Origin of the sequence: Salmonella sp. GDC200615 (genome assembly GCF_050574145.1) — a bacterium.
GTDB classification, from domain to species: Bacteria; Pseudomonadota; Gammaproteobacteria; order Enterobacterales; family Enterobacteriaceae; genus Salmonella; species Salmonella enterica.
In genome coordinates this window covers 971,713-991,516 of the sequence record NZ_CP192247.1, presented here as the reverse complement: position 1 = coordinate 991,516, position 19,804 = coordinate 971,713, and the positions used below count along the sequence as shown (strand labels likewise).

Genomic DNA, 19,804 nt, shown 5'->3' with positions numbered 1-19,804 from the left:
GCATTTCATTTACCGGGCCTACGGTCCTGTAGGCCGAATAAGGCATTTATGTCGCCATCCGGCACACCGTCGCTCGTAGGACGGATAAGCGAAGCGCCATCCGGCAGGGAGAAAACAATGTTAGAAGATCTCAAACGCCAGGTACTGGAAGCCAATCTGGCGCTGCCAAAACACAACCTGGTCACCCTTACCTGGGGTAACGTCAGCGCCGTCAATCGCGAACGCGGCGTACTGGTGATTAAGCCGTCCGGAGTCGATTATAGCGTCATGACCGCTGACGATATGGTGGTGGTCAGCCTGGAGACCGGTGAAGTCGTTGAAGGTCATAAGAAACCGTCGTCCGATACGCCAACCCACCGTCTGTTGTACCAGGCATTTCCGACTATCAGCGGCATCGTACACACCCATTCGCGCCACGCGACTATCTGGGCGCAGGCGGGTCGGCCGATTCCGGCGACGGGAACCACCCATGCCGACTATTTCTACGGTACGATTCCCTGCACTCGCAAAATGACCGAGGCGGAAATTAATGGCGAGTATGAATGGGAAACGGGCAATGTCATTGTTGAAACCTTTGAAAAAGAAGGTATTGACGCCGCTCAAATGCCCGGCGTGCTTGTCCATTCGCACGGCCCGTTTGCCTGGGGTAAAAATGCCGAGGATGCCGTGCATAACGCCATCGTGCTGGAAGAAGTGGCCTATATGGGGATCTTCTGCCGCCAGCTTGCGCCGCAGTTGCCCGACATGCAGCAATCCCTGCTGGATAAACACTATCTACGCAAACACGGCGCAAAAGCCTATTACGGGCAGTAATGCCTCTAAAAACGCGTCCCATGGGGGGCGCGTTGATGAATCTGGTCGGTGATATATTCAGCAAATGCGCTTTGATAGACGTAATGATCAGAACTCACATATTCAATAATATTATCATAATGTCCCTGCCACGCTTTTCCTTCCAGCGCATGGAAGAAAATATAATCTTCGATTGTTGACTGCCAGCGTTGTCCATTTAACAGATAGTTAATAATGGTACCCCGATGTCCGTTTTTTCTGTCGTGTCCTTGCCAGTGAAAAAAAGCATTGCCGTTTTCAATAATCTCGGTGCGCCAAATCTGTTCTGTCCATGTTTTATACTCAAAAAATCGACTCACGGTTTTTATGGAAGGGTTAGCGCGTTGAGTATTGACGAAAAGATAACGGTCGCTCCCTACCAGACGCGCCTGCATACTCACATTCATAAAAGATCATTCCCGAATACCACAAATTTTGATAAAAACACCCGCACCCGAAAGTCAAAATAAAATTATATTCTAAAATAAAAATTAAATTATGCAGAGAGTTCCCGACGAATTCGCACTGTAATCCATTTTTATTTAACCATAGCGGCCAATTGGAATATTATATTTCTACCTGACGGTGCGGATGTTCCAAATGAAATTGTTACACTTTTCATTAAGTAAAACAAACAAAAAATATCGCTTTTTTGTTAATCCGAGAAATAAGTAACAGATTCGAACAAGCGCCTTTCTGAAAAATACTTAATGTATGAAAACAGACTTGACACAAAACGGCTAATACATGGGTAAAAACTGTAAATAAACATGATTCAAAATTAGCAGTTATAGGATAATTATATCTGCTGTATATACCGGCATCATTATATTGATAAATATACGTCAGCAAAAATATCTGACGCTAAAAGCCATTTTATCGTTAAAATATCCATTACACCCGTCACGGGGAACGAACTCATTCATGAAATATCGCTACATCATCAGAATCGCGGCAGGCATAATTCTCATTATGGCTACGGTGTTTATCCATAATGCCATCGCTATTTATCAGTTCAGTCAGCAAAACCAGACGCGCGTAGCTGACTGCGCGATTGTCGCAGGAGCAGGCGTTAGCGGAAAAACGCCTTCTCCCGTTTTTCAGGCCAGACTGGATCATGCCATCTGGCTTTACCAACAACACATTGTCCGCGCGTTGGTATTAACCGGCGGCTACGGCGCTGGCGCAACGGTTTCCGACGCGGCGATAGCCCGTCAATACGTTCTGGAAAAAGGCATTCCGGCTAAGGCGATTTTTATTGAAGAGCGCTCTACCGTGACGCGCGAAAATATTCGTTACGCAAAACAGATACTGCGACAACAACAATGGCGCACAGCGTTACTGGTCAGCGATCCGCTGCATATGCTGCGTCTGAAAACTATCGCTCAGGATAATGGTATCGATAGCCGCTCATCACCCACGCGATCCACCCGCTATAAATCCTGGTGGGCGCAAACCCGCTTCTTACTGCGAGAAACTTTTTATTACAGCGGATATCGGCTTTTACGTTATATGCCTGTACAAAATAACAGTATTACCCCCTAAAACAGGTTATAATTAGCGTGAATTTTTTAGACAGGTAATCATCGTGGCGCAGGCAGGTTTCATTTTAACCCGGCACTGGCGGGATACGCCGCAAGGAACAGAGGTCTCTTTCTGGCTGGCGACAGACAACGGCCCTGTGCAGGCGACGCTGGCCCCGCAAGAGTCCGTGGCGTTTATTCCGACCAGCCAGACCTCCCGCGCCGCCTCGCTGCTACAGGCGGAAAAAGACTATCGCCTGACGCCGCTCCAGCTGCGAGACTTTCATCGTCAGCCGGTCTCCGGTCTGTATTGCCGTACTCACCGCCAGCTTATGCGGATGGAGAAACTGCTGCGCGAAAACGGCGTCACCGTTTATGAAGCGGATGTCCGCCCGCCGGAACGTTACCTGATGGAACGTTTTATTACGTCGCCCGTTTGGGTAGACGGCGAGATGCGCAACGGCGTTATCCGCAATGCGCGTCTTAAACCCCACCCCGACTATCGACCGCCGCTAAAATGGGTCTCGCTGGATATCGAAACCACGCGACACGGCGAACTGTATTGCATTGGTCTGGAAGGCTGCGGCCAGCGTACCGTTTATATGCTGGGCCCGGCGAATGGCGATGACCGCCAACTGGACTTCGAGCTTGTGTATGTCGCCAGCCGCCCGCAGCTGCTGGAAAAACTCAACGCCTGGTTTGCCGAACATGATCCTGACGTCATCATCGGCTGGAACGTGGTGCAGTTCGACCTGCGTATGCTGCAAAAACATGCCGAACGCTACCGTATCCCTTTACGGCTGGGGCGAGACAATAGCGAACTGGAGTGGCGCGAACATGGCTTCAAAAACGGCGTTTTTTTCGCCCAGGCCAGAGGGCGAGTCATTATCGATGGTATCGACGCGCTTAAATCCGCGTTCTGGAATTTTTCGTCTTTTTCGCTGGAAGCCGTCTCGCAGGAACTGCTCGGCGAAGGAAAATCCATTGATAATCCCTGGGATCGTATGGATGAGATCGATCGCCGCTTTGCCCAGGATAAAACCGCCCTCGCCACCTACAACCTGAAAGACTGCGAGCTGGTCACGCGCATTTTCCATAAAACCGAGATCATGCCGTTTTTGCTGGAACGCGCGACGATCAACGGCCTGCCGGTCGATCGCCACGGCGGTTTGGTCGCCGCATTCGGGCATCTTTACTTTCCGCGAATGCACCGCGCCGGCTATGTCGCGCCCAATCTCGGCGAAGTGCCGCCGCTGGCAAGTCCCGGCGGCTACGTAATGGATTCACAACCCGGATTATACGATTCAGTACTGGTGCTGGATTATAAAAGCCTGTACCCGTCGATTATCCGCACGTTTTTGATTGATCCCGTCGGGCTGGTCGAAGGCATGGCGCAGCCGGATCCGGAACACAGTACCGAAGGTTTCCTTGACGCCTGGTTTTCACGAGAAAAGCACTGCCTGCCGGAAATTGTTAGCCAAATCTGGCACTGGCGCGATGAAGCCAAACGTCAGGGCAATAAACCGCTCTCGCAGGCGCTTAAAATCATTATGAACGCCTTTTATGGCGTACTCGGCACCACGGCCTGTCGCTTTTTCGATCCCCGTCTGGCGTCGTCAATCACCATGCGCGGTCATGCGATTATGCGCCAGACCAAAGCGCTGATTGAGGCGCAGGGTTATGACGTGATTTATGGCGATACCGATTCCACTTTCGTCTGGCTCCGGCGCGCGCATTCAGAAGCCGATGCGGCGGAAATCGGGCACAGGCTGGTGCGTCACGTGAACGAATGGTGGGCGCAGACGTTACAACAGCAAAATTTGACCAGCGCGCTGGAGCTGGAGTTTGAAACCCACTTTTGCCGTTTTCTGATGCCGACCATCCGCGGCGCGGATACTGGCAGTAAAAAACGCTACGCGGGCCTGATTCAGGAAGGCGACAGCCAGCGCATGGTATTTAAAGGTCTGGAAACGGTGCGGACCGACTGGACGCCGCTGGCGCAGCGCTTTCAACAGGAGCTGTATCTGCGCGTTTTTCGCAATGAACCTTATCAAGACTATGTGCGCGAGACTATCGATAAACTGATGGCGGGCGAACTGGACGCGCAGCTGGTTTATCGTAAGCGTCTGCGTCGCCCTTTACATGAGTACCAACGTAACGTTCCGCCGCACGTTCGCGCCGCCCGGCTGGCGGATGAACAAAACCTGAAGCAGGGTCGTCCGACGCAGTATCAGAATCGCGGCGCCATAAAATATGTCTGGACTGTTAACGGCCCCGAGCCCGTGGATTACCAGCAGTCGCCGCTGGATTACGAACACTATCTTACCCGCCAGCTACAACCCGTGGCGGAAGGAATTCTTCCCTTCGTTGAAGATAATTTTGCTACACTACTGACCGGGCAACTGGGGCTATTTTGACGCGTGACGAAAGCGCCGCCTTCCAGTACCATAGCGCCCTTTCCATTCCTGGACCTAATTAACGCCACTACCACATTAGCCTGGTAGCGGGGTCGTATACTCGCAATTATCCAGTGCTGTCGCCTGGGAATGGCGAGTAATGCCTGCAATTAAAGATATAGAGCCGAACACATATGCCTTTTACACTTGGTCAACGCTGGATCAGCGATACAGAAAGCGAGCTGGGACTTGGAACCGTTGTTGCGATGGATGCGCGAACCGTCACCTTACTTTTCCCGTCCACGGGGGAAAACCGCCTGTATGCGCGCAGTGATTCTCCCGTGACCCGCGTCATGTTCAACCCTGGCGATACGATTACAAGCCATGAAGGCTGGCAGCTACATATCGATGAAGTAAAAGAAGAAAATGGCCTGCTTGTTTATGTCGGCACCCGCCTGGATACCGAAGAGACCAATGTGACGTTGCGCGAGGTTCTGCTCGACAGCAAGTTGGTTTTCAGTAAGCCCCAGGATCGTCTGTTCGCCGGTCAAATTGATCGAATGGATCGGTTCGCGCTGCGCTATCGCGCCCGTAAATTTCAGAGCGAGCAGTACCGGATGCCGTACAGCGGCCTGCGCGGTCAGCGGACCAACCTGATCCCGCATCAGCTTAATATCGCTCATGATGTGGGTCGTCGCCACGCGCCACGCGTACTGCTGGCGGATGAAGTGGGCTTAGGTAAAACCATTGAAGCCGGGATGATTCTGCATCAACAGTTATTATCCGGCGCGGCGGAACGCGTATTGATCATTGTTCCGGAAACCCTGCAACACCAGTGGCTGGTAGAAATGCTGCGCCGTTTCAACCTGCGCTTCGCGCTGTTCGATGACGAACGCTATACCGAAGCGCAGCACGACGCGTATAACCCGTTTGAAACCGAACAACTGGTGATCTGCTCGCTGGATTTCGCCCGCCGTAATAAGCAGCGTCTGGAACATTTGTGCGACGCCGAGTGGGATCTGCTGGTGGTCGACGAAGCGCATCATCTGGTGTGGAGTACCGATGCGCCGAGTCGTGAATATATGGCCATCGAACAGTTAGCTGAACGCGTGCCGGGCGTGCTGCTGCTGACCGCCACGCCAGAACAGCTGGGGATGGAAAGCCATTTCGCCCGTCTGCGCCTGCTCGATCCGAACCGTTTCCACGATTTCGAACAGTTTGTCGAAGAACAGAAAAACTACCGTCCTGTCGCCGATGCGGTGGCCATGCTGCTGGCGGGCAATAAACTCAGCAACGACGAACTGAACAGGCTGGGCGATCTGATCGGCGAACAGGATATTGAACCGCTGTTGCAGGCCGCTAATAGCGATCGCGACGACGCGCAGGCCGCCCGTGATGAGCTGGTGTCGATGCTGATGGATCGCCACGGCACCAGCCGCGTTCTGTTCCGCAACACCCGTAACGGCGTCAAGGGGTTCCCGAAACGTGAACTGCATACGGTAAAACTGCCGCTGCCGACCCAGTATCAGACCGCCATTAAGGTCTCCGGCATTATGGGCGCGCGTAAAAGCGCGGAAGATCGCGCCCGCGATATGCTCTATCCGGAACAAATTTATCAGGAGTTCGAAGGCGATACTGGCACCTGGTGGAACTTCGACCCACGCGTTGAGTGGCTAATGGGCTATCTGACCAGCCATCGTTCGCAAAAAGTGCTGGTGATCTGCGCCAAAGCGACCACCGCGTTACAGCTGGAGCAGGTGCTGCGCGAACGCGAAGGCATCCGCGCCGCCGTGTTCCATGAGGGCATGTCGATTATCGAACGCGACCGCGCCGCCGCCTGGTTCGCCGAAGAAGATACCGGCGCGCAGGTGCTGTTATGTTCCGAAATCGGCTCCGAAGGACGTAACTTCCAGTTTGCCAGCAATCTGGTGATGTTCGACTTGCCGTTTAACCCGGATCTGCTGGAACAGCGTATTGGTCGTCTGGATCGCATCGGCCAGGCGCATGATATCCAGATCCACGTCCCGTACCTGGAAAAAACCGCCCAGTCGGTGCTGGTTCGCTGGTATCACGAAGGGCTGGACGCCTTTGAGCACACCTGTCCAACCGGCCGCGCGATTTATGATTCAGCCTACGCCAGTCTGATTAACTATCTGGCCGCGCCTGAAGAAACCGACGGGTTTGACGATCTGATCAAATCCTGCCGCGAGCAACATGAAGCGCTAAAAGCCCAGTTAGAACAGGGCCGCGACCGCCTGCTGGAGATCCACTCCAACGGTGGTGAAAAAGCCCAACAGCTTGCACAAAGCATTGAAGAACAGGACGACGACACCAACCTGATCGCGTTCGCCATGAACCTGTTCGATATCGTCGGCATTAACCAGGACGATCGCGGCGACAACCTGATCGTGCTGACGCCGTCCGACCACATGTTGGTGCCGGATTTCCCCGGCCTGCCGGAAGACGGCTGTACTATCACGTTTGAACGTGACGTAGCCCTGTCTCGCGAAGATGCGCAGTTTATTACCTGGGAACATCCGCTCATCCGTAACGGACTGGATCTGATCCTCTCCGGCGATACCGGCAGCAGCACCATTTCGCTGTTGAAAAATAAAGCGCTGCCAGTCGGCACGCTGCTGGTCGAACTGGTTTACGTCGTGGAAGCGCAGGCGCCGAAACAGCTACAACTGAACCGCTTCCTGCCGCCGACGCCGGTACGTATGCTGTTAGATAAAAACGGCAACAATCTGGCCGCCCAGGTCGAGTTTGAAACCTTCAACCGCCAGCTCAGCGCCGTGAATCGCCACACCGGCAGCAAACTGGTGAACGCCGTGCAACAGGACGTCCACGCCATTTTGCAACTGGGCGAGACGCAGATTGAAAAGTCCGCCAGAGCGCTGATTGATAACGCGCGTCGCGAGGCGGATGAAAAACTGTCCGGGGAACTGTCGCGTCTGGAAGCGCTGCGCGCCGTCAACCCGAACATTCGCGACGACGAACTTGCCGCTATCGACAGCAACCGTCAGCAGGTACTGGAAAGCCTGAATCAGGCAGGCTGGCGTCTGGACGCGCTGCGTCTTATCGTCGTCACGCACCAATAACGGAGCCGTACATGGGGATGGAAAACTACAATCCGCCGCAGGAACCCTGGCTGGTTATCCTGTATCAGGATGAGCACATTATGGTGGTCAATAAGCCCAGCGGCCTGTTGTCCGTGCCGGGGCGTCTGGAAGCGCACAAAGACAGCATTATGACGCGTATCCAGCGCGACTACCCGCAGGCAGAGTCGGTGCATCGTCTGGATATGGCCACCAGCGGCGTGATTGTAGTGGCGCTGACCAAAGCCGCGGAACGGGAGCTAAAACGCCAGTTCCGCGAACGGGAGCCGAAAAAGCAGTATGTGGCGCGCGTATGGGGGCATCCCTCCCCGGCGGAAGGACTGGTTGACTTACCGCTCATCTGCGACTGGCCGAACCGGCCAAAGCAGAAAGTGTGTTATGAAACCGGCAAACCGGCGCAAATGGAATATAACGTGGTGGAGTTTGCGGCGGATAATACCGCCCGCGTGGTGCTCAAGCCGATCACCGGACGTTCGCATCAGCTTCGTGTGCATATGCTGGCGTTAGGCCACCCGATTTTAGGCGATCGGTTTTACGCCTCGCCGGAAGCGTTGTCACTGGCGCCGCGTTTGCAGTTACACGCCGAAATGCTGACCATTACCCATCCCGCTTACGGCACCAACATGACGTTTAAAGTCCCGGCAGATTTTTAAATTCAGAGCCAATTTATGCCGGGGCGCTTCGCTTGCCCGGCCTACATTCATTAACGTAGGCCGGATAAGGCGCTAGCCGCATCCGGCAATTCAATCACTTGAAGCCTTTCTGTTCTTTGATTAGCTCATACGCTTTCTGAATTTCCTGCGCTTTTTGCTTCGCCATTTCCATCATTTCCGGCGGTAAACCTTTCGCGACCAGTTTGTCCGGATGATGCTCGCTCATCAGTTTGCGATAAGCGCGTTTAATGGTGGTTGCATCGTCGGTGGTTTTAACCCCCAGCACATTACAGGCATCTTCCAGCGTCGGGCCGCGCTGCGCCTGCTGCCAGCCGCCGCCGGACTGTTGATGATAACCGCCGCCAAACTGCGCGCCGCCCTGCATCATGCGCAGAAACTGATCGAACTGTACGCGGGAAATACCTAGCTCTTCCGCAATCACATACAGCACTTCCCGCTCATTAGGGTGTAGCGAGCCATCGGCAAACGCCGCCTGGATCTGAATTTCCAGAAACATCCGGATCAGATCAAAACGCCCGAAGCAGACGCTACGAAACTGCCGCATCTTTTCACGTAATGGGTAATTATCCGCTTTTCCGACCCGAAAGGCGTTCTGCGCGGCAGTACGTGAATCGCCGTGTAAATTCATACGATCCATCAACTGACTGGCGATATGAATATCCGCTTCCGTCACCCGTCCTTTTGATTTGGTTAAGTGGCCCATCACCTCAAAGGTGGTGGCAAAAAACAGCGCCTGCCGTTCCCGCTGGTTGGCAAACCACGCCATTTTTCGGCTGCGGGCTTTGTCGAACATATGGCCCACCAGCAGACCCAGGACCACGCCCCAAAAGCCGCCGCCCATCATCAGGGCTACGGCGACGCCAATTATCTTTCCCCAGTACTGCATAGACTCCCCAAAACGTTACGCTATCGGTGAGGCTATCTCCCACAAAATAAGGTGCTTTTCTGCGAATGAAGGCTACGGTCAATTGTGGGACATCGCCTATAATTTGCATTATCATACCTGTCATTCAATGCCGTGCCTAACACCACAGACGCTAAACGGCAGGATTAACACTGGCGCAGCGAAGATGAGTAAGTTAGGCTGTGACCGTTTGTCACGCGCAACGCTACCGATGATGGAACAATAAATACAACGTATGAAAAAACGTATTCCCACTCTTCTGGCCACCATGATCGCCAGCGCCCTTTATAGTCATCAGGGGCTGGCAGCCGATCTCGCCTCACAGTGTATGTTGGGCGTGCCGAGCTACGATCGTCCTCTGGTAAAAGGCGATACCAACGATCTGCCGGTTACTATCAATGCCGATAACGCTAAAGGTAACTACCCGGACGATGCCGTTTTTACCGGCAACGTGGACATTATGCAGGGGAATAGCCGCCTGCAAGCGGATGAAGTGCAGCTTCATCAGAAGCAGGCGGAAGGTCAGCCGGAACCTGTACGCACCGTCGATGCGCTGGGTAATGTGCATTATGATGATAATCAGGTCATCCTTAAAGGGCCGAAGGGCTGGGCGAACCTGAACACCAAAGACACGAACGTCTGGGAAGGCGATTACCAGATGGTGGGCCGTCAGGGGCGCGGTAAAGCCGATCTCATGAAGCAGCGCGGCGAAAACCGTTATACCATTCTGGAAAACGGCAGCTTTACCTCCTGTCTGCCTGGCTCCGATACCTGGAGCGTGGTGGGGAGTGAAGTCATCCATGACCGTGAAGAACAGGTTGCGGAGATCTGGAACGCCCGGTTTAAAGTAGGTCCGGTTCCGATCTTTTATAGCCCCTATTTACAGCTACCCGTCGGTGACAAACGTCGCTCAGGTTTCCTGATCCCGAACGCGAAATACACGACCAAGAACTATTTCGAGTTCTACTTACCGTATTACTGGAACATCGCGCCCAATATGGACGCCACCATCACCCCGCACTATATGCACCGCCGCGGCAATATTATGTGGGAGAGCGAATTCCGTTATCTCACGCAGGCAGGCGCCGGGTTGATGGAATTAGATTATCTGCCTTCTGATAAAGTCTACGAGGACGATCATCCCAAAGAGGGCGATAAGCACCGCTGGTTATTCTACTGGCAGCACTCAGGCGTGATGGATCAGGTGTGGCGTTTTAACGTCGATTACACCAAAGTCAGCGACTCCAGCTACTTTAACGATTTCGACAGTAAGTACGGTTCCAGTACCGACGGTTACGCAACGCAGAAATTCAGCGTCGGCTACGCCGTACAAAACTTTGACGCTACGGTGTCGACCAAACAATTCCAGGTCTTTAACGATCAAAACACCAGCAGCTATTCAGCGGAGCCGCAGTTAGACGTTAACTACTACCATAACGATCTCGGCCCGTTTGATACCCGGATTTACGGCCAGGCGGTGCACTTTGTTAACACCAAAGACAATATGCCGGAAGCAACCCGCGTCCACCTGGAGCCAACCATCAATTTGCCGCTCTCCAACCGCTGGGGCAGCCTGAACACCGAAGCGAAGCTGATGGCGACGCACTATCAGCAAACGAATCTGGACAGCTATAACAGCGATCCAAACAATAAAAATAAGCTGGAAGATTCGGTTAACCGCGTCATGCCGCAGTTTAAAGTCGACGGTAAGCTCATCTTCGAACGCGATATGGCGATGCTGGCGCCGGGGTATACCCAGACGCTGGAACCACGCGTGCAGTACCTGTATGTGCCGTACCGCGACCAGAGCGGCATCTATAACTACGATTCTTCTTTGCTGCAATCCGACTATAACGGCCTGTTCCGCGACCGCACTTATGGCGGTCTCGACCGTATTGCTTCCGCCAACCAGGTCACGACCGGCGTCACAACACGCATTTATGATGATGCCGCCGTTGAACGTTTTAACGTTTCTGTTGGTCAAATCTACTATTTCACGGAGTCTCGCACCGGCGATGACAACATTAAATGGGAGAATGACGACAAAACCGGTTCGCTGGTTTGGGCAGGCGACACTTACTGGCGTATTTCAGAACGCTGGGGGCTGCGTAACGGAGTGCAGTACGATACCCGTCTGGATAGCGTCGCTACCAGCAGCAGCAGCCTCGAATACCGTCGGGATCAGGATCGTCTGGTACAGTTGAACTACCGCTATGCCAGCCCGGAATATATTCAGGCTACGTTGCCTTCGTATTATTCCACGGCAGAGCAGTATAAAAACGGCATCAACCAAGTGGGCGCGGTGGCAAGTTGGCCGATTGCCGATCGCTGGTCGATTGTCGGCGCGTACTACTTCGATACCAATTCGAGCAAACCTGCAGACCAGATGCTCGGCTTGCAGTACAACTCTTGCTGCTATGCGATCCGCGTCGGATACGAACGTAAGCTGAACGGTTGGGATAACGATAAACAACACGCAATTTATGATAACGCGATTGGCTTCAACATTGAGCTGCGCGGTTTGAGCTCTAACTACGGCCTCGGCACGCAAGAAATGTTGCGTTCGAACATTCTGCCGTACCAAAGCTCTATGTAATCTGATTGATTTACAACGTAATCCGCATTGCGGTTAATTGAAATGGAAAAAGTATGAAGAACTGGAAAACGCTGCTTCTCGGTATCGCCATGATCGCGAATACCAGTTTCGCTGCCCCCCAGGTAGTCGATAAAGTCGCAGCCGTCGTCAATAATGGCGTCGTGCTGGAAAGCGACGTTGATGGCTTAATGCAATCAGTCAAACTCAACGCGGGTCAGGCAGGTCAGCAGCTTCCGGACGACGCCACGCTGCGTCACCAGATCCTAGAACGTTTGATTATGGATCAAATTATCCTGCAGATGGGTCAGAAGATGGGGGTGAAGATCACGGATGAGCAGTTGGATCAGGCCATCGCCAACATCGCCAAACAAAACAATATGACGATGGATCAGATGCGCAGCCGTCTGGCTTACGATGGGCTGAACTATTCAACCTACCGTAACCAGATTCGTAAAGAGATGATTATCTCTGAAGTGCGCAACAACGAGGTTCGTCGCCGTATCACCGTTTTGCCGCAAGAAGTTGACGCGCTGGCAAAACAGATTGGCACCCAAAACGACGCCAGCACCGAGCTGAACCTGAGCCATATCCTGATTGCTCTGCCGGAAAACCCAACCTCCGAGCAGGTTAACGACGCACAGCGCCAGGCGGAAAGCATTGTTGAAGAAGCGCGTAACGGCGCAGATTTCGGCAAACTGGCGATTACCTACTCTGCCGACCAGCAGGCGTTAAAAGGCGGTCAGATGGGCTGGGGCCGTATCCAGGAGCTGCCGGGGATTTTCGCCCAGGCGCTGAGCACCGCGAAGAAAGGCGACATTGTCGGCCCGATTCGCTCCGGCGTCGGTTTCCACATTCTGAAAGTAAACGACCTGCGCGGTCAGAGCCAGAGTATCTCCGTGACCGAAGTTCACGCTCGTCATATTCTGCTTAAGCCGTCGCCGATCATGAACGATCAGCAGGCGCGCCTGAAGCTGGAAGAAATCGCGGCTGACATTAAGAGTGGTAAAACCACATTTGCCGCTGCGGCGAAAGAGTACTCTCAGGACCCGGGCTCCGCTAACCAGGGCGGTGATTTGGGTTGGGCTACGCCAGATATTTTCGATCCGGCGTTCCGCGACGCGCTGACGAAGCTGCATAAAGGCCAAATAAGCGCGCCGGTACACTCCTCTTTCGGCTGGCATCTGATCGAATTGCTGGATACGCGTAAGGTAGACAAAACCGATGCGGCGCAGAAAGATCGCGCTTATCGTATGCTGATGAACCGTAAGTTCTCAGAAGAAGCGGCGACCTGGATGCAAGAACAGCGCGCCAGCGCTTACGTTAAGATTTTGAGTAACTAATGAGCAGTGCGCAACGCGTTGTTATCACTCCCGGCGAACCCGCCGGGATTGGCCCCGATCTTGTCGTCCAACTGGCGCAACGCGCGTGGCCGATTGAACTGGTCGTCTGTGCGGACGGCGCGCTCCTGACGGAGCGGGCCGCCATGCTCGGCCTGCCCCTCTCGCTTCTCCCTTACTCGCCTGATGTCCCCGCTGCGCCGCAGCCCGCGGGAACGCTGACCCTATTGCCGGTCTCGCTGCGCGCGCCTGCCATCCCCGGTCAGTTGACGGTAGAAAATGGCCCCTACGTGGTAGAGACGCTGGCGCGAGCGTGTGATGGCTGTCTGAACGGTAAATTTGCCGCGCTGATCACAGGCCCCGTGCACAAAGGCGTTATTAACGACGCAGGCATTCCGTTTACCGGTCATACCGAGTTTTTCGAAGAGCGTTCGCAGGCGAAAAAAGTCGTGATGATGCTGGCAACCGAAGAACTTCGCGTGGCGCTGGCGACCACGCATCTGCCGCTACGGGCGATTGCAGACGCCATCACCCCTGCGCTTTTGCACGAAGTGATTGCTATTTTGCATCACGATTTGCGGACCAAATTTGGTATTGCCGAACCGCGCATTCTTGTCTGTGGCCTGAATCCGCACGCGGGCGAAGGCGGTCATATGGGCACGGAAGAGATAGACACCATCATTCCGGTGCTCGACGAGCTGCGGGCGCAGGGGATGAAACTCAACGGGCCGCTACCTGCTGATACGCTGTTTCAGCCCAAATATCTCGATAATGCCGACGCGGTGCTGGCAATGTACCACGATCAGGGCCTGCCCGTGCTAAAATACCAGGGATTCGGTCGGGGAGTGAATATTACGCTCGGCCTACCTTTTATTCGAACCTCCGTTGACCACGGCACCGCGCTTGAACTGGCGGGCCGTGGAAAAGCGGATGTCGGCAGTTTTATTACGGCGCTTAATCTCGCCATCAAAATGATTGTTAATACCCAATGAATAATCGAGTCCATCAGGGCCATTTAGCCCGTAAACGCTTCGGGCAAAACTTTCTCAACGATCGGTTTGTGATCGACAGTATTGTTTCTGCTATTAATCCGCAAAAAGGCCAAGCGATGGTTGAAATCGGCCCCGGTCTGGCGGCGCTGACGGAGCCGGTCGGCGAACGACTGGATAAGCTCACGGTCATTGAACTTGACCGCGATCTGGCGGCGCGTTTGCAAACCCATCCGTTTTTAGGGCCGAAGCTGACTATTTATCAGCAGGACGCCATGACCATGAACTTTGGCGAACTGTCTGCGCAGTTGGGCCAACCGCTGCGTGTGTTCGGCAATCTGCCCTATAATATCTCCACCCCGCTGATGTTCCATCTCTTTAGCTATACTGATGCCATTGCCGACATGCACTTTATGTTGCAAAAAGAAGTGGTAAATCGTCTGGTTGCAGGGCCGAACAGCAAAGCGTATGGTCGTTTAAGCGTGATGGCGCAATATTACTGTCAGGTGATCCCGGTGCTTGAAGTGCCGCCATCCGCCTTCACGCCGCCGCCCAAAGTGGACTCCGCCGTGGTGCGTCTGGTTCCACACGCAACGATGCCTTACCCGGTTAAAGATATTCGCGTGTTGAGCCGTATTACCACCGAGGCCTTTAACCAGCGCCGTAAAACGATCCGTAATAGTCTCGGCAATCTTTTTAGCGTTGAGACGTTGACGGAAATGGGTATTGACCCGGCAATGCGCGCGGAAAATATCTCTGTCGCGCAGTACTGCCAGATGGCCAACTATCTGTCGGAAAACGCGCCTTTGAAGGAGAGTTAAACATGATCAATTCGCCCAGAGTGTGTATTCAGGTGCAAAGCGTCTACATTGAGGCGCAATCCTCACCTGACGATGAACGTTACGTTTTTGCCTATACCGTAACCATCCGCAATCTGGGCCGGGCGCCAGTGCAGCTATTGGGCCGCTACTGGCTGATTACCAATGGTCATGGCCGTGAAACCGAAGTCCAGGGCGAAGGTGTGGTTGGCGTCCAGCCGCGCATTGCGCCTGGCGAAGAGTATCAGTACACCAGCGGCGCGGTAATTGAAACGCCGCTGGGCACCATGCAGGGTCATTACGAAATGATCGATGAAAATGGCGACGCCTTTACCATCGACATTCCCGTGTTTCGACTCGCCGTCCCTACACTCATTCACTAAAATTATAACAATGGCAACTTATCTCATCGGCGACGTTCACGGTTGCTACGACGAACTGATCGCCTTATTACAGCAAGTGGAATTTACGCCAGATACAGACACTCTATGGCTGACTGGCGATTTGGTCGCCCGCGGTCCCGGTTCGCTGGACGTGTTACGCTACGTCAAATCACTTGGCAATAGCGTGCGTTTGGTGCTGGGGAATCACGATTTACACCTGTTGGCCGTATTCGCCGGGATTAGCCGCAACAAACCTAAAGACCGGCTGACCCCGCTTCTTGAAGCGCCGGACGCCGATGAGCTGTTGAATTGGTTACGCCGTCAGCCGCTGTTGCAGGTAGATGAAGAGAAAAAGCTGGTCATGGCGCATGCGGGTATTACCCCGCAGTGGGATTTGCAGACGGCAAAAGAGTGCGCCCGCGATGTTGAAGCGGTGCTGTCGAGCGACTCGTATCCGTTTTTCCTCGACGCGATGTATGGCGATATGCCGAATAACTGGTCGCCGGAGTTAAGCGGTCTGGCGCGGCTACGCTTTATTACTAATGCCTTTACCCGTATGCGTTACTGCTTTCCTAACGGTCAACTGGATATGTACAGCAAAGCGTCGCCGGAAAATGCCCCTGCGCCGCTGAAGCCGTGGTTCGCCATTCCGGGGCCGGTGAGCGAGGCTTACAGTATTGCGTTCGGGCACTGGGCGTCGCTGGAAGGGAAAGGGACGCCGGAAGGTATTTACGCGCTGGATACCGGCTGCTGCTGGGGCGGGGAGTTGACCTGTTTACGCTGGGAAGATAAACAGTATTTTGTGCAGCCGTCAAACCGCCAGATGGATATGGGCGAAGGCGAAGCGGTCAACGCCTGATAGATTTATGCCTGATGGCGCTACGCTTATCAGGCCTACATCCGGCTACATCTGGCTCAAGAGTAGGCCGGATAAGGCGTTTCGCCGCCATCCGGCACTACAGCGTTAACGACGTTCCAGAATCTCGAAACAATAGCTGTGAGAATTCTGCGCGTCGGCATCGTGAAACTCACTGAATACCGATTCCCAGTCATCCGGTTCATAATCCGGAAAATGGGTATCGCCTTCGACTTCCGCATCAATATGCGTCAGATAAAGCTTCTGCGCCTTTGGCAGGAACTGCTCGTACACGCGCCCGCCGCCAATGACCATAATTTCCGGCGCATCGCCGCAAGCGGCAATCGCCTCATCGACAGACTTCACCCACTGCACGCGATCGTCGGTGCCTGGCTGGCTGCTGATAACAATATTTTTACGTCCCGGTAAGGGGCGTCCGATGGACTCCCAGGTGTGACGTCCCATGACGACAGGTTTATTTAACGTGTTACGTTTAAACCAGGCGAGATCGGCAGGCAGGTTCCACGGCATGGCGTTTTCCATACCGATGACGCGATCCACCGCTAACGCCGCAATCAGACTGATCATTAATTATTTCCTGATACAAAAAAAATTGCCGCCACTATACGTAAAGCGCAATCTTTCGTCGACTGACGAAAAGAGGATGAGCACGAAAATTTTTCGTTCTGCTGGCGACGCCACTCATTTGATGTGGAGCGCCAGCATTACAGTAGTTCAAAAACAGCCAATTAGCAGTAAAGTTTGCAGAACATCACATTTTTTACTTTAGATTGACGGTTTGACCTCGGGTTCATCAGCGGCCTCCCCGGAATGTTTGCCCTCAGCCGTTCCCTGCCAGCCGTGGCGCTGAATCAACGACAGATGCTCCCGGTCCTCGGTAATAATTTCGCTCAACATCGCGCTGGTACGTTTATAGGCGGCGGCGCGAGATAACGGATCGTTTTCCCCTTTCGCCATCTCTTCCACCATCCGGGTATTAAAATGACGGAACAGATCCGCGCGCTCGCGGGCTTCATAACGCCCCAGCCCCAGCGCTTCCAGCGCCTGTCGCCCGCTTTTGAGCGCGCCTTCGAAGGTTTCACGTTCTGGCATCGCCACACCAGCCTGGCGCAGGCGAATGTAATGATCGACATCACGGGCGCGGGCGATAATCTGCAGATGCGGGAAATGCGACTTCACCAGTTCACTCAGTTGCAAATTGGTTTGCGGATCGTCAATGGCGTTAATCAATACCTCCGCCTTCGCCGCTCCGGCAGATTCCAGTAAATCCATACGCGTCGCATCGCCATAAAAAACCTTCATGCCGAATTTACGCAGCGTTTCGATATGATCGGGGTCGTGATCGAGCACCACCATCTTCACCCCGCTCGACAGCAGCAAACGCCCGGCTATCTGCCCAAATCGTCCAAACCCGGCCACAATAACCCGCGGTTGCTCTTCGTCGATTTCATCCGCCTCGCGCGCTTCCCCCGTCGCGGTCTTCTCCATGCGCGTCAGCAGCACCAGAAAAATCGGCGTTGCCGCCATCGACAGCGCGACCGCCAGCGTCAGCGCTTTTGCCCATTCCGGCTCAAGTACATCCGCCATTTGCGCCGCGCCAAAAACCACAAACGCAAACTCACTTCCCTGGCCTAATAAGACGGCAAACCAGCGACGCTGTTTTGCCGGTACGCCCAGCGGCCTCGCGACCAGCCACAGCATGACGATTTTGATTGCCAGAAAACCGGCCAACAACAGCAGAATGCGCAGCGGATTCTCCACCAGCGTGCCGAAATCAATCGACATGCCGACGCCAATAAAGAACAGCCCCAGCAGCAGCCCCTTAAAGGGTTCAATATCGCTTTCCAGCGCATGACGATATTCCGAACTCGCCAGCAGAACGCCCGCCAGGAACGCGCCCATCGCCATTGACAGCCCAACCTCTTCCAGCAACAGGCCGAAACCAAACACCAGAAATAGCGCCACGGCGCTGAACACTTCCCGCAAACCAGAACGCGCGACAAAGCGCAGCGCCGGGCGCGTAACGTAGCGTCCCAGCAACACCACCAGCGCCAACGCGCCTGCGACTTTCAACGCCGATAGCGCAAACGCGCCAAGCGTGGTGGATGCGCCGCTGGCGGCCAGCAGCGGAATCATCGCCACCAGCGGGATCGCCGCGATATCCTGGAACAAGAGCACTGCAAATGCGCTACGCCCTACTTGTGAAACGGTCAGGTTACGCTCATTCATTGCCTGCATGGCGATAGCCGTGGACGAAAGCGCCAGCGTCATGCCAATCAGTTCCGCCACCTGCCAACGCAGGCCAAGAAACATACAGAACAGACCAATCAGTCCGCCGCAGACCACCATCTGTAACGCGCCGCCGCCAAATACCGAGGCGCGCAGCTTCCATAACCGTTGCGGGTCCAGTTCAAGCCCAATAACAAACAACATCAGCACGACGCCGATTTCCGCAAAATGCAGAATAGATTCGGCGTCCGTTACCAGCCGTAGCCCCCAGGGGCCGATAATGCAACCCGCAATCAGATACCCCAGCACCGATCCTAAGCCCAAACGTACCGCAATCGGCACAATCAACGCCGCCGAACCAAGATAGATCAGCGCCTGCAGTAGAGTATGGCTATCCATGATTCACCTCCTGCCATGCCAGTAAACGCTGTTTATACTGACGCGCCTGCGCCTGTAAGGTGTCGTCATCGCAAATGAACGTGCAGTGCATGGAAAACGGCGGCAGCCATTTGAGGCCGCAATAGAGCGCCGTCGCCTGTAGCGGCTGAGAAAGGACGTCAAATCCCGGATGTGAACCGATAGTAAAATGGTTTTCACCACCGCCGGTCGTTACCGCCCACAGCAGATGTTTACCGTGCAATGCCGTACCGCCATGACCGTAAGCCCGGCCGTGGGTGAGGACTTTATCCATCCATAATTTGAGTAAAGGAGGGACGCTATACCACTGCATCGAATGCTGCCAGACGATAAGACTCGCGCGCGACAGCGCCTCCTGTTCGGCGGCAACGTCAATATTGAAATCGGGATAGAGGTGATAAAGCGAACGTATTTCGACGTTTTCCAGCGTCCCTGCCTGTTCAAGCATCTGCTTATTCGCATGAGAATGATGCGGATACGGATGCGCATAAATAATGAGGATCATGATTAGCCTGTGATGATCTGTTTTTTATCACAAAGTGTAGTGACAAATTCGCCAGGCTAATAGTGAATATTATTGAGCGGCTAACCAGAAAAAATTGAATTAACGCCCGCAAGGAGTTGACGCCATCCTGCTCCCCGAAGATGCCCTCGAAGGGCCGCAGGCGTTTGCGGAAAAGCGCGATCCGGTGTGGAAAGGTCGGTGATGAT

Annotated in this window: 16 protein-coding genes and 1 pseudogene; 12 read left to right on the top strand and 5 right to left on the bottom strand. The window is 54.0% G+C overall.

Features of this window, described 5'->3' with window-relative positions:
• Positions 1-117: 117 nt before the first annotated feature.
• A complete protein-coding gene (araD, locus tag ACQ29O_RS04670) occupies positions 118-813 on the top strand; it encodes an L-ribulose-5-phosphate 4-epimerase (protein WP_000888706.1) in 696 nt (231 codons plus the stop codon).
• Between the two features lie 5 nt (positions 814-818).
• On the opposite strand, the gene ACQ29O_RS04665 is transcribed toward araD, so the two are convergent.
• The gene (locus tag ACQ29O_RS04665) at positions 819-1,238 is read right to left on the bottom strand and encodes a DUF4751 family protein (RefSeq protein WP_020936822.1); all 420 of its coding nucleotides are present in this window, start codon (positions 1,236-1,238) and stop codon (positions 819-821) included.
• A 517-nt stretch (positions 1,239-1,755) separates the two neighbouring features.
• Between ACQ29O_RS04665 and ACQ29O_RS04660 the strand changes: the two genes are divergently transcribed.
• The 4 genes from ACQ29O_RS04660 (at position 1,756) to rluA (ending at position 8,522) form a co-directional block, all read left to right on the top strand.
• A complete protein-coding gene (locus ACQ29O_RS04660; RefSeq protein WP_000877512.1) occupies positions 1,756-2,376 on the top strand; it encodes a YdcF family protein in 621 nt (206 codons plus the stop codon).
• Between the two features lie 43 nt (positions 2,377-2,419).
• Positions 2,420-4,771 carry a DNA polymerase II gene (gene polB / locus ACQ29O_RS04655; RefSeq protein ID WP_001746602.1) on the top strand — a complete coding sequence of 784 codons (2,352 nt, stop codon included), beginning with the start codon at positions 2,420-2,422 and terminating at the stop codon, positions 4,769-4,771.
• A gap of 173 nt (positions 4,772-4,944) precedes the next feature.
• Positions 4,945-7,851, top strand: coding sequence for an RNA polymerase-associated protein RapA (rapA, locus tag ACQ29O_RS04650; RefSeq protein WP_001116966.1), 2,907 nt, complete (start codon positions 4,945-4,947; stop codon positions 7,849-7,851).
• An 11-nt stretch (positions 7,852-7,862) separates the two neighbouring features.
• Entirely contained in the window at positions 7,863-8,522 is a 660-nt protein-coding gene (rluA, locus tag ACQ29O_RS04645) for a bifunctional tRNA pseudouridine(32) synthase/23S rRNA pseudouridine(746) synthase RluA (RefSeq protein ID WP_253336191.1), read from the top strand.
• 94 nt (positions 8,523-8,616) lie between these two features.
• On the opposite strand, the gene djlA is transcribed toward rluA, so the two are convergent.
• Entirely contained in the window at positions 8,617-9,429 is an 813-nt protein-coding gene (djlA, locus tag ACQ29O_RS04640; RefSeq protein WP_001200595.1) for a co-chaperone DjlA, read from the bottom strand.
• A gap of 253 nt (positions 9,430-9,682) precedes the next feature.
• On the opposite strand from djlA, the gene lptD reads away from it, so the two are divergent.
• From lptD to apaH, 6 genes are read left to right on the top strand one after another with little or no spacing between them, the layout of a single operon-like run.
• Positions 9,683-12,043 carry an LPS assembly protein LptD gene (lptD, locus tag ACQ29O_RS04635; RefSeq protein ID WP_000746129.1) on the top strand — a complete coding sequence of 787 codons (2,361 nt, stop codon included), beginning with the start codon at positions 9,683-9,685 and terminating at the stop codon, positions 12,041-12,043.
• A gap of 53 nt (positions 12,044-12,096) precedes the next feature.
• Positions 12,097-13,383 carry a peptidylprolyl isomerase SurA gene (gene surA, locus ACQ29O_RS04630; RefSeq protein WP_000800482.1) on the top strand — a complete coding sequence of 429 codons (1,287 nt, stop codon included), beginning with the start codon at positions 12,097-12,099 and terminating at the stop codon, positions 13,381-13,383.
• The gene (gene pdxA / locus ACQ29O_RS04625) at positions 13,383-14,372 is read left to right on the top strand and encodes a 4-hydroxythreonine-4-phosphate dehydrogenase PdxA (RefSeq protein ID WP_000093009.1); all 990 of its coding nucleotides are present in this window, start codon (positions 13,383-13,385) and stop codon (positions 14,370-14,372) included. The genes surA and pdxA overlap by 1 nt, the downstream gene beginning before the upstream one ends.
• Positions 14,369-15,190 carry a 16S rRNA (adenine(1518)-N(6)/adenine(1519)-N(6))-dimethyltransferase RsmA gene (gene rsmA / locus ACQ29O_RS04620; protein ID WP_001065397.1) on the top strand — a complete coding sequence of 274 codons (822 nt, stop codon included), beginning with the start codon at positions 14,369-14,371 and terminating at the stop codon, positions 15,188-15,190. Before pdxA ends, rsmA begins: the two co-directional genes overlap by 4 nt.
• 2 nt (positions 15,191-15,192) lie before the next feature.
• A complete protein-coding gene (gene apaG / locus ACQ29O_RS04615) occupies positions 15,193-15,570 on the top strand; it encodes a Co2+/Mg2+ efflux protein ApaG (RefSeq protein WP_000610894.1) in 378 nt (125 codons plus the stop codon).
• A gap of 10 nt (positions 15,571-15,580) precedes the next feature.
• On the top strand, positions 15,581-16,429 hold the full coding sequence (apaH, locus tag ACQ29O_RS04610) for a bis(5'-nucleosyl)-tetraphosphatase (symmetrical) ApaH (protein WP_000257211.1): 849 nt from the start codon (positions 15,581-15,583) through the stop codon (positions 16,427-16,429).
• 105 nt (positions 16,430-16,534) lie between these two features.
• Here apaH and folA read toward each other — a convergent pair whose 3' ends face one another.
• The 3 genes from folA to kefF all read right to left on the bottom strand — a co-directional run bounded on the left by folA (position 16,535) and on the right by kefF (position 19,598).
• Complete coding sequence (gene folA, locus ACQ29O_RS04605; protein WP_000624379.1) at positions 16,535-17,014, bottom strand: type 3 dihydrofolate reductase; 480 nt, start codon at positions 17,012-17,014, stop codon at positions 16,535-16,537.
• A gap of 198 nt (positions 17,015-17,212) precedes the next feature.
• On the bottom strand, positions 17,213-19,075 hold the full coding sequence (kefC, locus tag ACQ29O_RS04600; protein ID WP_000377163.1) for a glutathione-regulated potassium-efflux system protein KefC: 1,863 nt from the start codon (positions 19,073-19,075) through the stop codon (positions 17,213-17,215).
• Entirely contained in the window at positions 19,068-19,598 is a 531-nt protein-coding gene (gene kefF / locus ACQ29O_RS04595; protein WP_000600699.1) for a glutathione-regulated potassium-efflux system oxidoreductase KefF, read from the bottom strand. The genes kefC and kefF overlap by 8 nt, the downstream gene beginning before the upstream one ends.
• A gap of 121 nt (positions 19,599-19,719) precedes the next feature.
• Between kefF and ACQ29O_RS04590 the strand changes: the two are divergent.
• Positions 19,720-19,800 (top strand): annotated as a pseudogene (locus ACQ29O_RS04590) (hypothetical protein); the annotation flags it as partial.
• Positions 19,801-19,804: the final 4 nt, after the last annotated feature.

Excerpts from the sequence above, each read along its gene's own strand:
- pdxA (WP_000093009.1), top strand. The coding sequence starts at position 13,383 with ATGAGCAGTGCGCAACGCGTTGTTATCACTCCCGGCGAACCCGCCGGG.
- lptD (WP_000746129.1), top strand. The coding sequence starts at position 9,683 with ATGAAAAAACGTATTCCCACTCTTCTGGCCACCATGATCGCCAGCGCC.
- kefF (WP_000600699.1), bottom strand. The coding sequence starts at position 19,598 with ATGATCCTCATTATTTATGCGCATCCGTATCCGCATCATTCTCATGCG.
- araD (WP_000888706.1), top strand. The coding sequence starts at position 118 with ATGTTAGAAGATCTCAAACGCCAGGTACTGGAAGCCAATCTGGCGCTG.
- rapA (WP_001116966.1), top strand. The coding sequence starts at position 4,945 with ATGCCTTTTACACTTGGTCAACGCTGGATCAGCGATACAGAAAGCGAG.
- rsmA (WP_001065397.1), top strand. The coding sequence starts at position 14,369 with ATGAATAATCGAGTCCATCAGGGCCATTTAGCCCGTAAACGCTTCGGG.
- ACQ29O_RS04665 (WP_020936822.1), bottom strand. The coding sequence starts at position 1,238 with ATGAATGTGAGTATGCAGGCGCGTCTGGTAGGGAGCGACCGTTATCTT.
- rluA (WP_253336191.1), top strand. The coding sequence starts at position 7,863 with ATGGGGATGGAAAACTACAATCCGCCGCAGGAACCCTGGCTGGTTATC.
- apaG (WP_000610894.1), top strand. The coding sequence starts at position 15,193 with ATGATCAATTCGCCCAGAGTGTGTATTCAGGTGCAAAGCGTCTACATT.
- folA (WP_000624379.1), bottom strand. The coding sequence starts at position 17,014 with ATGATCAGTCTGATTGCGGCGTTAGCGGTGGATCGCGTCATCGGTATG.
- surA (WP_000800482.1), top strand. The coding sequence starts at position 12,097 with ATGAAGAACTGGAAAACGCTGCTTCTCGGTATCGCCATGATCGCGAAT.
- ACQ29O_RS04660 (WP_000877512.1), top strand. The coding sequence starts at position 1,756 with ATGAAATATCGCTACATCATCAGAATCGCGGCAGGCATAATTCTCATT.
- djlA (WP_001200595.1), bottom strand. The coding sequence starts at position 9,429 with ATGCAGTACTGGGGAAAGATAATTGGCGTCGCCGTAGCCCTGATGATG.
- kefC (WP_000377163.1), bottom strand. The coding sequence starts at position 19,075 with ATGGATAGCCATACTCTACTGCAGGCGCTGATCTATCTTGGTTCGGCG.
- apaH (WP_000257211.1), top strand. The coding sequence starts at position 15,581 with ATGGCAACTTATCTCATCGGCGACGTTCACGGTTGCTACGACGAACTG.